Source organism: Bacteroidota bacterium, assembly GCA_017303905.1.
Lineage (GTDB): Bacteria > Bacteroidota > Bacteroidia > B-17B0 > Aurantibacillaceae > JAHEYG01.
The window spans coordinates 1,089,946-1,104,769 of record JAFLBH010000001.1 but is presented as its reverse complement, the minus strand read 5'-3'; the positions used below and the strand labels follow the sequence as shown (position 1 = coordinate 1,104,769).

The 14,824-nt window shown below is 36.1% G+C and carries 10 protein-coding genes; 7 read left to right on the top strand and 3 right to left on the bottom strand.

The genetic code is table 11. From position 1 onward, the window contains the following. Positions 1-27 precede the first annotated feature (27 nt). Genes J0L69_04700 through J0L69_04690 form a run of 3 tightly spaced genes read left to right on the top strand, consistent with a single transcriptional unit; the run spans position 28 to position 2,306 of the window. Complete coding sequence (locus J0L69_04700; protein MBN8692471.1) at positions 28-567, top strand: archaeosortase/exosortase family protein; 540 nt, start codon at positions 28-30, stop codon at positions 565-567. Next, positions 554-1,027, top strand: coding sequence for a hypothetical protein (locus J0L69_04695; GenBank protein MBN8692470.1), 474 nt, complete (start codon positions 554-556; stop codon positions 1,025-1,027). The genes J0L69_04700 and J0L69_04695 overlap by 14 nt, the downstream gene beginning before the upstream one ends. Positions 1,028-1,031: 4 nt before the next feature. After that, positions 1,032-2,306 (top strand): serine hydroxymethyltransferase, encoded by a 1,275-nt coding sequence (locus J0L69_04690; protein MBN8692469.1) that lies wholly within the window; start codon positions 1,032-1,034, stop codon positions 2,304-2,306. A gap of 31 nt (positions 2,307-2,337) precedes the next feature. Here the strand turns inward: J0L69_04690 and J0L69_04685 are convergent, their stop codons facing one another. Beyond that, entirely contained in the window at positions 2,338-2,733 is a 396-nt protein-coding gene (locus J0L69_04685; protein ID MBN8692468.1) for a hypothetical protein, read from the bottom strand. A gap of 74 nt (positions 2,734-2,807) precedes the next feature. Here J0L69_04685 and J0L69_04680 point away from each other — a divergent pair, with 74 nt between their 5' ends. The 4 genes from J0L69_04680 to J0L69_04665 all read left to right on the top strand — a co-directional run bounded on the left by J0L69_04680 (position 2,808) and on the right by J0L69_04665 (position 9,577). Further along, on the top strand, positions 2,808-3,890 hold the full coding sequence (locus tag J0L69_04680; protein ID MBN8692467.1) for a BamA/TamA family outer membrane protein: 1,083 nt from the start codon (positions 2,808-2,810) through the stop codon (positions 3,888-3,890). Between the two features lie 90 nt (positions 3,891-3,980). Next, positions 3,981-5,825 (top strand): hypothetical protein, encoded by a 1,845-nt coding sequence (locus tag J0L69_04675; protein ID MBN8692466.1) that lies wholly within the window; start codon positions 3,981-3,983, stop codon positions 5,823-5,825. Beyond that, positions 5,826-6,521 carry a response regulator transcription factor gene (locus tag J0L69_04670; GenBank protein MBN8692465.1) on the top strand — a complete coding sequence of 232 codons (696 nt, stop codon included), beginning with the start codon at positions 5,826-5,828 and terminating at the stop codon, positions 6,519-6,521. It begins immediately after the preceding gene. A 113-nt stretch (positions 6,522-6,634) separates the two neighbouring features. Beyond that, complete coding sequence (locus J0L69_04665; protein MBN8692464.1) at positions 6,635-9,577, top strand: T9SS type A sorting domain-containing protein; 2,943 nt, start codon at positions 6,635-6,637, stop codon at positions 9,575-9,577. A gap of 43 nt (positions 9,578-9,620) precedes the next feature. Here the strand turns inward: J0L69_04665 and J0L69_04660 are convergent, their stop codons facing one another. Both J0L69_04660 and J0L69_04655 read right to left on the bottom strand, forming a co-directional pair. Further along, complete coding sequence (locus tag J0L69_04660) at positions 9,621-11,300, bottom strand: L,D-transpeptidase family protein (GenBank protein ID MBN8692463.1); 1,680 nt, start codon at positions 11,298-11,300, stop codon at positions 9,621-9,623. Positions 11,301-11,352: 52 nt separating this feature from the next. Then, the gene (locus J0L69_04655; protein ID MBN8692462.1) at positions 11,353-14,817 is read right to left on the bottom strand and encodes an efflux RND transporter permease subunit; all 3,465 of its coding nucleotides are present in this window, start codon (positions 14,815-14,817) and stop codon (positions 11,353-11,355) included. Positions 14,818-14,824 lie beyond the last annotated feature (7 nt).

Genomic DNA, 14,824 nt, shown 5'->3' with positions numbered 1-14,824 from the left:
TGAACGCCTTCGGGCATCTATAAAATAATGATTACTGCCCTTAAACAAAATCGTTTTTTAAAGTTTCTCTTAATATCATCAGTTGTTTATCTGATTCTTTATCTCACTTATGAGTTTGTTGTAAAAAAATACAGCAATTTAGATCAAGCTTTTATAAGAATTATTATTAATTGGACAGACGCCTTACTTCACATATTTGGATACAAAACATTTAAAGTTCTTGGCGATACAGAATTCCAAAGCGTTGGTATTGATGGGTCTCAGGGCGTTTGGGTGGGCGCAGCCTGCAATGCGGTAACTCTGTTTTTTTTATTTGCTGTATTTGTTCTTGCGTATCCCGGACATCAAAAAAGCAAAATTTGGTTCGTTCCTCTAGGAATCTTTACCATCCATCTTATCAATATAATGAGAGTAACAGCACTAGCTTTAATTTCTTTCTATAAACCAGAATGGCTTGATTTTAATCACACTTATACTTTTACTTTTCTTGTTTACGGATACATTTTTTCTCTTTGGATTTTATGGGTAAACAAGTATTCAGTCTTGCCACAAAATGAAAATAAATAAGTACATGATGTTTGTTTTTTTTGGCCTATTGTTTGGCGTGCTTGGCTTTTATCGCGACTACTTTTTTCACAATCTAAACAACGTATTATACTTACAATACAATGGAGAAACAACCGTTCCTGTAAGACCCGATTTTCAATTTTTTCTTCAACTTCCCTACAAAACCGTTTACTACTCAAAATACATTTTTACCCTGCTTTTTGTATTTGCGTTCTTTATACTTTCTTACCGTTGCATTAAATATTATACCGGGGATAAAAAATTATTGAAATGGTTCACTTATTCTTATTTAGTATTATTACTTTTGAGCTCAATTTTAATGTTGTGGTCGTACTTTGTAGTTGTTAAATTAGATAGTGACGAATACTCCGTTAGCAGATGGCTCATGGGTATAGCACAATCTCCATTACCTGCATTGTTTTTTATTGCCACTGCAAAACTTAATGTCAACCAAAAATAATTTTATGCAAAAAGACAACGTTATTTTTAAACTTATAAAAGAGGAACATGATCGCCAAACACGCGGAATTGAATTAATTGCGAGCGAAAACTACGTTAGCAATCAAGTCATGAAGGCTATGGGAAGTGTGTTAACAAACAAATATGCAGAGGGTCTCCCAAATAAACGCTACTATGGCGGTTGTGAAGTTGTAGATAAAGTTGAACAATTAGCTATTGATCGCGCGAAAAAACTTTTTGGTGCCGAGTGGGCAAATGTACAACCACACTCCGGTGCACAAGCCAATGCAGCAGTAATGCTAGCCTGCTTAAAACCCGGTGATACTATTTTAGGATTTGATCTTTCTCACGGTGGTCACCTTACCCACGGCTCACCTGTTAACTTTTCAGGTAAACTATATCGCCCAACTTTTTATGGTGTTGAAGAAAAAACCGGACAAATCAACTACGATGTAGTTGAAGCTACTGCTAAAAAAGAAAAACCAAAACTAATTATTTGTGGAGCATCGGCTTATTCACGTGATTGGGATTACGAACGCTTACGTAAAATTGCCGACAGCGTTGGTGCTTTATTATTGGCCGATATTTCTCATCCATCAGGACTCATTGCTAAAGGAATTCTTAACGATCCTTTACCACATTGCCATATAGTAACTACTACCACACATAAAACTTTACGTGGTCCGCGTGGAGGAACGATTATGATGGGGAAAGATTTTGAAAATCCGTGGGGAGAAAAAACACCAAAAGGAGAAACTAAAATGATGAGCGCTATATTAGATGCTGCTGTTTTTCCGGGAACGCAAGGCGGACCACTAGAACATGTCATTGCCGCAAAAGCAATTGCCTATGGAGAAGCGCTAAGTGACGAATATATGCATTACTGTATTCAAGTTGTTAAGAATGCACAAACCATGGCGAAAGCTTTAGTTGCTAAAGGCTACAAAATCATTTCAGGCGGAACCGATAATCATTGCATGTTGATTGATTTACGCAATAAAAATATTACCGGCAAAGAAGCCGAGAAAGCTTTAGGTGAAGCAGATATTACAGTTAATAAAAACATGGTACCTTTTGACGATAAATCTCCTTTTGTAACATCCGGAATTCGTATTGGTACAGCCGCCATCACAAGTCGCGGATTAAAAGAAAAGGATTGCTTAAAAGTGGTTGAATTATTAGATGCAACCCTCATGAATAAAAACAACGAGAAAGAACTAGCGAAAATCAGAAAGAAAGTCAATACAATGATGAGTAAATATCCTCTGTTTAAAGACTAATAAAAAAGCCTGTTCAAATGAACAGGCTTTTTTATTTGATTTTTATCGACTTCAACCAATTAATAGCTTCTTCTTCGGAAGAAAATATCTGTGTAGGTGAAAGCGGCTTGTTGATATTAATATAGAAAGATGCCATTAACCGAGTCGATAAACTATTAATGACAAAAGCAGTAGCTTTTCTTAGTTTACAGTATTCCTCACTTGCGAATAATTTTTTTGCTTCCGGACTGTATGTATAATAACTGTTAACGCCATTCATTAACAAACAAAATGGTTCACCATTTGTTAAAGTTAAATTCGCCTCACGCATTTTAATGGCATCTTCCAATTCAATGTATTCCCCCTCTTTACCATCAATTCTAATAATATTTGATGCAATTAGCGTATGTGTTGTTTTGGAAAGTTGTATAGACTCGGAAATAAGCAACTTGAACTGTTTTTAGCTTTAGTAATTTATGTGCCACAAAGTTAGTAAATTTGATTCTATTCCATTTATTGTAAGTGAAAAACCTGAGTATAATATTAAGTGTTCTAACATCTGTAACATGTTTTTCACAACGACTTCAAGACACAAGCAGAAACGTAAATTTTTTAGCGCTTCCAGTTATCTTCAGAACCCCCGAAACCGGATGGGCATATGGCGCAACAGGCTCTATTGCTTTTAAAACCACACACCGAAACGATACGCTTACGCGCACTTCAGTTATCCAGGCGACAGGTATTTGGACAGAGCGCGGACAAAATTTACAAGGCTTAGACGCTACTATTTATTTTCCGAAGGAGAATTATATATTCTACTTCCAATCATCACACACTTACTTTCCGGAAAACTTTTGGGGAATTGGCACAAAAACTCAAGACGAATGGGCCGAACGTTACGTCTATGAACAATTCCAAATTTCTCCGCACATCAAAAAGAAAATCTATAAAAGATTATTCATAGGGGTTATTGCCGATTATCAAAATGTATTTAAAGTGGCGTATTTACCTGGTGGCGTATTCGACAGCGCAAAAGTATCAGGAAAATCACCCTATCAAATTGCGGGAGCAGGATTAAGCCTAAGCTATGACACCCGTAACAAGGCTTTTTGGCCCACCAAAGGTTTTTTTGTACAAAGTACTTTTACAGGCTACAATAAAAACATTGGTTCGAATTATGACTTTACAAAATGGATTGTTGATGTCCGTTTGTATCAACATTTATTTTTAAAACATGTTTTAGCGGTTCAGTTTTACAATTACTCAACGTTTGGTAATACACCTGTAAGAAATTATGCAGCCATTGGTGGTCAAGATAATTTACGGGGTTTTTACAGAGGGAGATTCAGAGATAAAAATGCCGCAACATTAATCGCTGAATTCAGAGCACCGATTATCTGGAAATTAGGCGTGTGTTTATTTGGTGGTTTCGGAAATGTGTACAGTACACAAAATCCGTTTGTGAAAAACGATTTACTCTATAGTTTTGGAGGCGGACTTCGCTTAACTATTCTGGAAAGAGATAAACTTAATTTACGAATTGATTACGGTTATCACAACAAATACAATAGCGGACTTTACGTTACGATTGGGGAGAGCTTTTAATGCTAAATACCCTTCGTTTTTTACATACAAACAATTGCATTTCGTAACAAATTAACATGGATTAATTACAGAATAATTACTTTAGTCCCAGTGAAGATTAACAAAACATACATACTTTTTATTGTATTATTTATACATTTTGGTTTAAAATGCCAAACAGAATGTATCGCCTTAGTAAAGAACAAAATCAATCACGATTCCTCTATTGTTTTACTGGAGAAATGCGCAGAAAACACAAAGCAGGATACTATTTCTTACGTAAAAACAATTTGCCACTTATCCAATCTTTTAACTAAAAAATCGCGTTATGTAAGAGCGGAAAAAAAACTGTTTAGCCTACTATCCTTAATTTATACACCAAGACATAAACTACTAAGAGGCGTTGTTTATAATCATCTTGCCAATAACTATAAGGCATCACGGGAACTTTCGAAAGCACTCAGATTTTATTTACAGGCTGAAATACTGTTTGAAAAAGAAAAAAGCTATAATAACTTGATTAAGCTTTATACCGATATGGCCGAGTATTACAGAAGTCAAGGTCAATATGGAGACGCGAGGAAATACATCAAGAAATCGCATGATTTGTTTTTTAAAAAAGCCTCTCGAGATACTTTACAACTAATCCATATTTATAATCGTTATGCGGCAATCGCCAATGAAAACAGTCCGAGCGATTCGAGTTTGATGTTCTCACTATTAGCCTTGGATCTTTGCAGAAAAACAGGTAATCTGCATGGTGAAGCAATTTCTTACAATGAAATTGGCTTCGCTATGAAGAACCGGAAAAATGTAGACTCCTCTATGAATTGTTACAAACGAGCATTTGATCTATGGATGAAAGTGGGTGCAGATGCCGACGCGATTCATGCCAAATACAATTTAGCTTTGCTGCTTGGTCACAATAATTATCCGAAAAAAATTGTTTTACCCATTTACCAAGAAATAATTGAGATGGTTATCAATAAAAAAATTGATTATCCGTTAGATCAAGTATTTCTTGGACTTAGTAATTGCTACTTTTTTGCCGGAGACAGTCTTGATTATTATAGAGCAAGAAAATATGCTTATGAAGCTTTAATGGAAAAAAACCGAAAAATTTACGACCTCGATGTGAGCAACATTAAGGAGAGGTATGAAAATGAAAAAAATCTCGAACGGATCACTAAATACACAAATGAATTGGAAGAATCCGAGAAAAAACTGACGCTCAAAAGAAAAGAAAATCGTGTCATGTACATTTCACTTATTGTTTTAATACCATTACTGATAATTATCGGATTTCTCTTGAAAAGAATCTATACCGACAATAAACGCTTGAATACTAAAAACAAAGAAAAGGATGTATTGATTCAGGAAATCCATCACCGCGTAAAAAATAATCTTCAGTTTGTAAGCTCACTCATTAATATGCAAATCAATTCCAGCAAATCAAATTTAGAAATAGATTCATTAAATGATGCCTCAAGACGCATACGTTCGATGGCTCTTGTGCATGAAATGCTTTACAATCAGGATAATTTAGAAGGTGTTGAAATCAAAAAATACCTTGAAGAATTAATGAGTTCAATTAATGAAATAGTTAATTCGAAAAACATTCCAATTCAGTTTAACATCCAGTGCGAAAAAACCATATTTGAAACCACCAAGGCAATTGCGCTTGGTATGATTACCTCCGAACTTGTTTCCAATTCAATTAAATATGCCTTTAAAAAAACGCCAACCCCTTGTATAGACATCGAACTAAAAAAATTAAATACCGGTAAAATTTCTTTTACTGTACGAGATAATGGATTAGGCATGAATAATAAAGTAGATACCAATTCCGAAAAACTTGGCATGCGTTTAATTAGCATTTTTTCGAGGCAAATTAAAGGTGATTACTCGTTTCAGAATGATGGAGGATTGGTTTACACCATAACATTTGAATTATAAATGAAAAACTTAAAAGTATTGATAGTCGATGATGAAGTTCTAATTGCTGAAGACTTAAAAGATATTTTAAAAAGCTTCGGCATACAGAATATTCACTTAGCGCACTCCAAAACAGAGGCACTAACGGCATTAAATGAAATTCGTCCCCATCTTGCTTTACTGGATATCAGAATGGAAAATGAACTGGATGGATTAGAATTGGGTCAATATATTATTGACACCCTAAAGATTCCTTTCATTTATATTACAGCCCATTCTGACATGGTGATGATTGAAAAAATTGTCAAGACAAAACCATCAGCCTATATTACAAAACCATTTAAGAAATCAGACTTATTTGCAAGTATTAATCTGATACGGGAATCGCTTTCAGAAAATCAAGCTGCCGTATTAAACATTAAAGACGGCTATAATACGGTGATTTTACCATTTGATACAATTCTTTATATTGAAGGAGAAGGCAATTATATTAACATATATAGCGAATCAAAAAAAATCGTAAGTCGCCAAAGCCTGGATAGTGTTTATGATTTATTGGATACAAGAAAATTTTTCAGAATTCACCGTTCCTATATTGTTAACACCCAAAAAATTACAAAGTATTCAAAAAAAGAAGTGGAGCTTAACTCTATCAAGCTTCCGGTTTCGCGTAATATTGCCGAAGAATTTGAAAACTTCATGAAACAACTATCTTAAATTCAGGTAAAAGCACTCCGATTTTACATTCAAATACAAAATCCCGCATTTCAAATCATTTTTTTAATTGTACACGCTCTAGAAAATAACTTTAGGGACCTAAAAAAATATTTATGAAAATTAAAGAACTACAAATCAAACAGAGATTAAAAAAACTAACGGCCTTTGCCTCTGCGGCTTTTATCCTAATGGGAACAAAAAGCCATGCACAATGTATTGCCACAACAAATTCGCCAACCGGTACCATAACGGTATCGCCTTACGTGCAAACTTGTCTCTCAAGTAACATGTTTCCGGGAAGCTATACATCCTTCAGTGTAACCTCTACAGGACAATACGCTATTCTTACTTCATTTGGTACTCAAGTTACAGTAACTGATAACGCCAATAATCCGCTTGCTTTTGGTTTTGGCTCCGCATTATACACCGGTATTTTAACTCCCGGAGTATATCGTGTACATATACATAACACAGCCGGCTGCTCTATAAGTGGAGGCTCGCGTATTGTATGTGTTGCACCAAGAAACAATGCGTTTAGTTTTGATGGAGTTAACGATTATGTGGATTTAGGAACCGCTATCACATCATCCCTAACCGGTAAAGATAGATTAACAGTTGAGGCGTGGGTGTACCCGAACTCAAACACAGGAGTGCATAGTATTGTTGGTAATCACCAAGGACCAACCCAATTCGAATTAAGAACTAATGGCACTAATTTCAATTTCTTCATTGGCTTCGGTGCTTTTGGTGTCACATCTGTTGCAACCGTAACATTAAATACATGGACACATGTAGCGGGTGTTTTCGATCAAAATAAACTATCGATTTACGTTAATGGAATGCCTTCAGGGACTGTTGCCGTTTCATCTTTTTCATTTCCTGTTTCATCTGTATCCACTAAAATTGGATTGGATGGTTTTTCTTCAGAGTTTGATGGTGCTATTGACGAGGTTCGAATTTGGAATCGCGCTCTTTGTCAGGGAGAAATACTAAATAATAAAAACGGACCAATTCCAACAACTAATTCTGGTTTAATTGCCAATTACCATTTCAATCAAGGTGTAGCAGGGGGCAGTAACCCGACCGTTACCAGTTTAGTTGATGATAGTGGAAATGGTATTAATGGTACAATTATGAACGCTGCATTAACCGGCGCGGTTTCTAATTGGATAGGCTCAGGGTCATACCCTGATAATGGCTCTATCATTCCGTTCGTTAGTCCAAATATTTCTATCACAGGAACAACCAGCGTTTGCTCCGGATCATCGGCTACATTAACCGCGAACGGAGCAAGCACTTACACATGGGTAAGTGGCCCAACTACTGCCGCTAATGTAATTAGTCCAACTGTAACTACAACATATTCTGTAACGGGAACCAATTCTTTAGGTTGTGTTTCTAATATGGCTCAACAAACTGTATCAGTAAATGCGCTTCCTTCCGTGACCGTAAACAGCGGTTCAATTTGCAGTGGATTTAGTTTCACTATGGTTCCGACAGGAGCAAGCACTTATAGCTACAGTAGCGGAAGCGCTGTTGTATCACCAACTGCAACTACAGCATATACTGTTACAGGTACTAATGCACAAGGCTGTTCTGCTGACGCAGTATCCAATGTGACTGTGAATATTTGTGCTGCGGCTGAAGCTTTAAATTTTGTTTCAACTGCTCCCGGAGATAAAGTTGTTCTACCAACTGCCATCAGTACCTCACTTTCAACGAATAATAATATTACTGTAGAAGCTTGGGTTAAGCCAACTTCATTGAGCGGACTTGGTTGTATTGTTGGAAATTACAGTACTCCAAATAATCAAATGCAGTTTTTATTAAGAAGAGAACTTGGTACAAACTACAGATTTTGGATTGGAAATTCAGCTACCGCCACATATACCTCAGTTGCAAGTAGCGCAACACCAACTTTAAATGTATGGCAGCACGTGGCAGGGGTATGGAACGGTACAGTTGCCTCTATCTATATTAATGGTGTTCTTTCAGGAACTGCATCAATTACTTATCCAAGTTTTGTTGCTACTTCAAATTCGGTTACTATTGGCGGTAACGGAATAAATGAAAATTTCAATGGTGATATTGATGAAATTCGTTTATGGAACCGCGCTTTATGTCAAGGTGAAATCGTTAATAACATGAATGGAGAAATTGCAACCAATGCAAACGGTTTAATGGCTAATTACCATTTCAACCAAGGATTAGCTTCTCAATCAAATTCTTCAATTACTTCCTTAACTGATGCCACTTCTAACTCATTCAATGGTACTTTAACAGGATTTGCATTAACAGGGTCAACTTCAAACTGGATTGCTCCGGGTGCTGTATCCGTAACTGCTACTCCGTTTACAAGCCCAACTGTTACAATAAACGGTAACAATAGTATTTGTGTTGGCTCTTCAGATACCTTAACCGCAAATGGAAACGTTACAAGTTATAGTTGGGTATCAGGACCAACAACATCTGTGAATATAGTTACACCTACAGTTACTACTACTTATTCTGTTAGTGGTTTAAATTCAGGTTGTCCTTCTAACATGGCTGTATTTACCGTTACCGTAAACAATCTTCCTACAGTTACTGCAACTACAGGCAATACTATTATTTGCGGTCCTCCATTCCAGGGCACAGCCACTTTAACAGCGAATGGCGCATCTACTTATACATGGAACACATCTGCTAACGGTTCGTCCATTGCAGTTTCTCCATCAGTTACTACTACATATACAGTAACCGGAACGGATGCCAATGGTTGTGCAAATACAGCAGTAGTTACACAAAGCGTAAGTACTTGTACAGGTATCGATGGATCTAAATCAATCGCGTCACAAGTAAAAATATATCCTAATCCTAATAATGGCTTTATATCTGTTGAATTACCATATGAGGCTAAAATGGAAATAATTAATGTACTTGGTCAGGCTGTTTATTCAGAAACTATAATTGAAGGCAAAAATGAAATTAATTTAAGTGCGCTACAAAATGGTGTATACTTTATCAAACTTTCATCAAGTCAAGGAGAATCAATTACTAGAATAATTAAACAATAATCCTATACAACCTTTTAAAAAGCCCCGCTTAATGCGGGGCTTTTTATTTATACAACATTTTCATCATTTTTTCATCACGTCTGTATATGTCAATATACATATGTAAGCCGGTAGAATCATCGGCACGAACGGTATAATATTTTACGAAAATCGGAACCGGTTTCTTAATGCTTATTTGTCGTTGCACCGGTGTTAAAAAATACTCCATCAACGTATCATACGGCAATTTCAATGTATCATCGCGAATTAAAAACTTAGCCGTTTCAATAAATTTTTCCAAACGTATACAACCATGACTTTGATAACGATAAAATGTTTTAAAGTACTTCTTGCTGTTTGTATCGTGCATGTAAATACCGTACTTATTATGAAAATTAAACTTACAAATACCCAAACTATTATCTCCACCAATTCTTTGTCGGAATTTAAATGGTAAATAATCTTTACTGTACTTCTTCCACTTCATTTTTGAAATATCCATTACCCTTCCCTTATAATCTACACACTCAAAACCCTTCTTTCTCAAATAACTTGTATCGCGTTGCACCATGGGTAATATTTCCTTCCATGCAATACTATAAGGTACATTCCAATATGGATACACCAACATATAATTGATTTTACTCTTTACTGCGTGTGGTGTTGGTGTTTCCGGTTTCCCAACAACCACATTGGACTTTAATACTAAAGTATCCCTCTTTTCTTTCTTGTCATATTCCCAAATGTGTAAATCGGCACTTGGGATATTTACCCAAAAATATTTTTTTGGAAATTCTCTTGGTTCCCATCGCCATCTCTCTAAAGCCATTTCCATCTGACGGATTATTTTTTCTTTATCGTAACCTAATGCTTGTCGCGTATACTTACCCAGTTTCCCGTCAGGCTCTAAATTAAACTTTGGCTGAAACTTCTTTATCGCCTTCGCAATTTTCACACTGTCATTTCCTTTCACCAAACTGTCATACTCTCCTGTAATCATCAATCTTCTCTTTAGTTGTTGATAAAACAAAACTGTATCCGTCACGTTGGTGAAGGAAATTGAATCCCATTGCAAACTATCGTTCTCGAGAATGAATTTCTTCAATTCTACTTTCAGAAATTTATAACCTTCATGTTGAGGCTCTAATGAATCAAACGCAGCGCGAATGTTTCCTGTTTGTAAACCATGATTAATAATACTTACCCAATTACTATCCAGCTTCTTTGGATTCCACTCCAACATTAAACTATCCGGATAAAATCTTCCTTTATTCAAATGTGCGCCAAATTTATAACACGCATCCATTAATAATATTTCAGCACGTGCAATGGCAAAAGCATCATAAACGCTATCTTTAGCATTAAACCAGGTTTCGGATAATTCTTTGATTTTATTATAATGATAATCGTCCGGAATTAAACCATAATAACGCGCATCCTTGAAAATGCTAATTAAAGTGTCCGCTAATGGTTTCCATTTTGCTTTTTGCGTGAAATAAGGTGCAGTAATTTCAAATTGCGGAAGGATGTACTCCATCGTTCTAATCGTATCATCCAAAAGAGCCAGCGTAGTGTAATTAATTCGTTTGGTGAGAAGAGAGAAGATCTCCTTTTTTACCGAGATATCTACATCTTGTACAATTTTTACCTTAACGACCTTTTTCTCGACAATTTTCTCCTCCTCACAAGAAACGGCGAGCAATAAAACGACTATAAATAAAAAAGTTTGGTTAAGAAATCGCATACGAAATTCTTAACCAAACTTACAAAAATAAACGCTGTCTGAATGTTAAATTCTAGTAATCCAAGTTACCGTACTCTAATTTCACCTTCTTCATGCGTAAGATAATACGGCATATCAAGATGAAAAACGGTACATACATCAAGATCACAGGTAATTCAAAATGATTTAAAATTATAACAGCTTTGCGTTTTAATCTTTCAGCCATTAAGTACATGGCAGGAACCACAACTAATGTAATTACTGTCGCAAAAGCTAAACCAAATATCATTGTCCACGATAATGGTCCCCAGAATGTAACGTTATCACCGCCAAAATAAATATTCGGACTAAAGTTTGTAAACAAACCTTCAAAATCAATATTTAAACCAACTGCTAATGGAATTAATCCTAAAATGGCTGCAGTTGCGGTTAAGATTACCGGAGTCATACGGGTACGACCTGCTTCCACAGTTGCCTCCCATAAACTAACTCCTCTTGCACGTTCCATTTCAGCAAACTCTACCAATAAAATTCCATTGCGTACTGCAATACCACCTAAAGCAATAATACCTACACCGGTCATTACAATACTCATGTCCATTTTAAAAATGGCAGTCCCTAATAGCACACCAATGATACTGAAGAATATTTCTGTCATGATAATAACAGGTTTACCGAATGCGTTAAACTGCATTACTAAAATTAAGAGCATCAATCCAAATGAAATTCCTAAGGCACCTAATAAAAATGAACCGGTTTCTTTCTGTTCTTCCTGTTCACCTGTGAATGCTACTTCTACATTTCCAACCGGATTATACATTGCCGCCGCACGCTGTACTTTCGCTACCACTTCATTCGCATTATAACCTTGTTTTACATCAGATGCCAATGTAATCACACGCTTGAAGTTTTTGCGCTTAATACCACCGTAAGTTTGAGCATAACGGATATCGCACACCGACGATAAAGGAATACTGCGTAACATACCACCCATATTCATATCACGAAAAGTGATTTTTAAATTTTTGATGGTTTCAATATCAATTCGCTGATCATATTTGTATCTTAACTGTACAGGATACTCATCATCGGCATCTCTGAACTTTGTTGCTTCCGCACCGAATACGGCACCACGAATTTCCATTGCAATTTGACCGGTCATAATTCCTTCACGATTAGCGCGCTCACGATCGATGTCAAAAACAATCTCCGGTTTATTATCCTCAATATCCTTTTTCAACTCCATCACACCTTCAATTTTCTGATCATCCAAAAATCTTTTTAAATGATTAGCTGTTGAAATAAGATCTTCTAACTTATCACCACGTATTTCGATATTGATTGGTTTGGAAGTTGGAGGACCAGCCTGCTCCTGATTGGCAGAAATATCTGCCCCCGGAATATTCCACTTCATATTCTGCAAAGCATTTAAATATTTGGCAGTAGACTCGCCATTTCTTAAACCAAAGCGAACGAAATTAATCGCAATCTTACCACGGTTGGGGTAAGCATTTTGATCTTGATCTTGAGGATCAGTTACACCAATGGTTACGTTAGTAATAATTGATTCCACAACCGGATTATCCTTTCCAATCACCGAATCTACTTTCGCTTCCACCTTACGCATAATCTGATTGGTATAAACAGGATCTGTACCAACAGGTAATTTTACGTAAACAAAAACATTGTTTGGATCACCTTGCGGGAAGAACACTACTTTTGGTTGACGCGCGGCAAATAACATAATAGCTAAAACAAAACTTGCTAATACAATTACAACCGGACGATACGGCTTCGCTAAATTCCAATGTAAGAATTTTGTGTAGGCACGTTGAAACGCAGGCCACGTTTTATTCTGCCAGGCATTAATAACCTTATACAAAATCAAACGATGGGTTACCATAAATAATCCTAAGAAAATAACCAAGTTACCAATAGCCGGATGATTATTAATGTGCGCGATGATTGCTACCACTGCGTAAACTATAATTAATCTCCATCCCTTCTTAGAAATTTTTCCAAATTCTTTTTCTTCCTCGTGATGCGGTTTCATGAAATCAACTGCAAACACCGGATTGATAATGTATGCCACAAAGAGAGATGCCAACAATGAAATAATGAGTGTTATTGGCATAAAGAACATAAACTTACCGATGATACCTTTCCAAAATGCTAATGGGATAAACGGTGCTAAAGTTGTAAGTGTACCGGATAACACCGGCAAAAACACTTCGCCTGCCGCCATTTTTGCAGCAGTTTTAATGTCGCGCTTTCCATTTTCGAATAAGCGATGCGTATTCTCAATAACTACAATTGCATCATCTACCACAATACCGAGCGCCAATAAGAAGGCGAATAATACAATCATGTTCATGGTAAATCCTATGCCAGGCATGATCATGAAAGCAATAAACATGGAAAGCGGCACTGATAGCGCCACAAATAACGCATTAGTTACACCCATGAAGAACATTAAGATAAAGGTTACCAAAATAAATCCGATGATAATTGTATTAATCAAATCGTGTAAGGTAACTTCCGTTTTATCGGATTGATCTCCTGTAATTGAAATTTCAAGTCCGTTCGGAAACTCTTTCTCCTTCATGTCCTTAATAATCTCACGAATTTTTTCAGAAGCTTCGATTAGATTTTCTCCGGGACGTTTGATAACATTTAAGGTAATTACATTTTTTCCTTTACTGCTTGAAAAACTTTCCTGTTCCTTAAATGAATCAATTACTTCTGCAAAATCTTTTAAGTAAGCTTTAGCGCCGCTTTGAGAAGTAATCACAATATTTTTTAACTCCTCAACTTCTTTAAATTCGTTTTTAATACTTAAAGTACGTTTCATTCCATCCATTGGAACGCTTCCTAAAGTAATTGATAAGTTTTCCGAACCTAATGCGCGCTGAATATCTCCTAATGTTAACTGAGACGCTTGCATTTTATACATATCAAGATTGATTTGAATTTCTCTTTCCAAATCACCCACCATTTTTGCTTCGTTGATTTCACGCAGACCTTCAATTCGATCTTGTAAATCTTCGGCATACTGCTTTAATTTTTTCAAATCATAAGCACCGGCGATGTTAATGTACATGATTGGAATTTCGGAGAAAGCAATCTCCTTAATCATTGGCTCACGCGTTAGGGTTTGTGGTAAGTCAGTGCGGGCTTCATCCACTGCGTCCTTCACCTTTTGCTTTGCCTTGTCAGGATTAATATCCGTGTTAAACTCAATTACAACTACCGACACATCTTGTAAAGAAGTACTTGTTACCTTTTTTATGCCTGACACCGACTTTAATTTTTTCTCAATCGGTTTGGTAATAGTATTCTCAATGTTTGTTGGTGAGTTTCCTGCATTAACTGTGTTAACGAAAATGGTAGGAACAGTGATATCAGGAAAACTTTCCTTAGGTAAACCGATATATGACATCACACCAACTATCGAAATAATTATTGTGAGAATGTATACGGTTATCTTATTATCGATGGCCCAACTGGAGGGACCAAACTCTTTAAATTTATCTTTCATAATAATA

Excerpts from the sequence above, each read along its gene's own strand:
- J0L69_04670 (MBN8692465.1), top strand. The coding sequence starts at position 5,826 with ATGAAAAACTTAAAAGTATTGATAGTCGATGATGAAGTTCTAATTGCT.
- J0L69_04690 (MBN8692469.1), top strand. The coding sequence starts at position 1,032 with ATGCAAAAAGACAACGTTATTTTTAAACTTATAAAAGAGGAACATGAT.
- J0L69_04655 (MBN8692462.1), bottom strand. The coding sequence starts at position 14,817 with ATGAAAGATAAATTTAAAGAGTTTGGTCCCTCCAGTTGGGCCATCGAT.
- J0L69_04660 (MBN8692463.1), bottom strand. The coding sequence starts at position 11,300 with ATGCGATTTCTTAACCAAACTTTTTTATTTATAGTCGTTTTATTGCTC.
- J0L69_04665 (MBN8692464.1), top strand. The coding sequence starts at position 6,635 with ATGAAAATTAAAGAACTACAAATCAAACAGAGATTAAAAAAACTAACG.
- J0L69_04700 (MBN8692471.1), top strand. The coding sequence starts at position 28 with ATGATTACTGCCCTTAAACAAAATCGTTTTTTAAAGTTTCTCTTAATA.
- J0L69_04695 (MBN8692470.1), top strand. The coding sequence starts at position 554 with ATGAAAATAAATAAGTACATGATGTTTGTTTTTTTTGGCCTATTGTTT.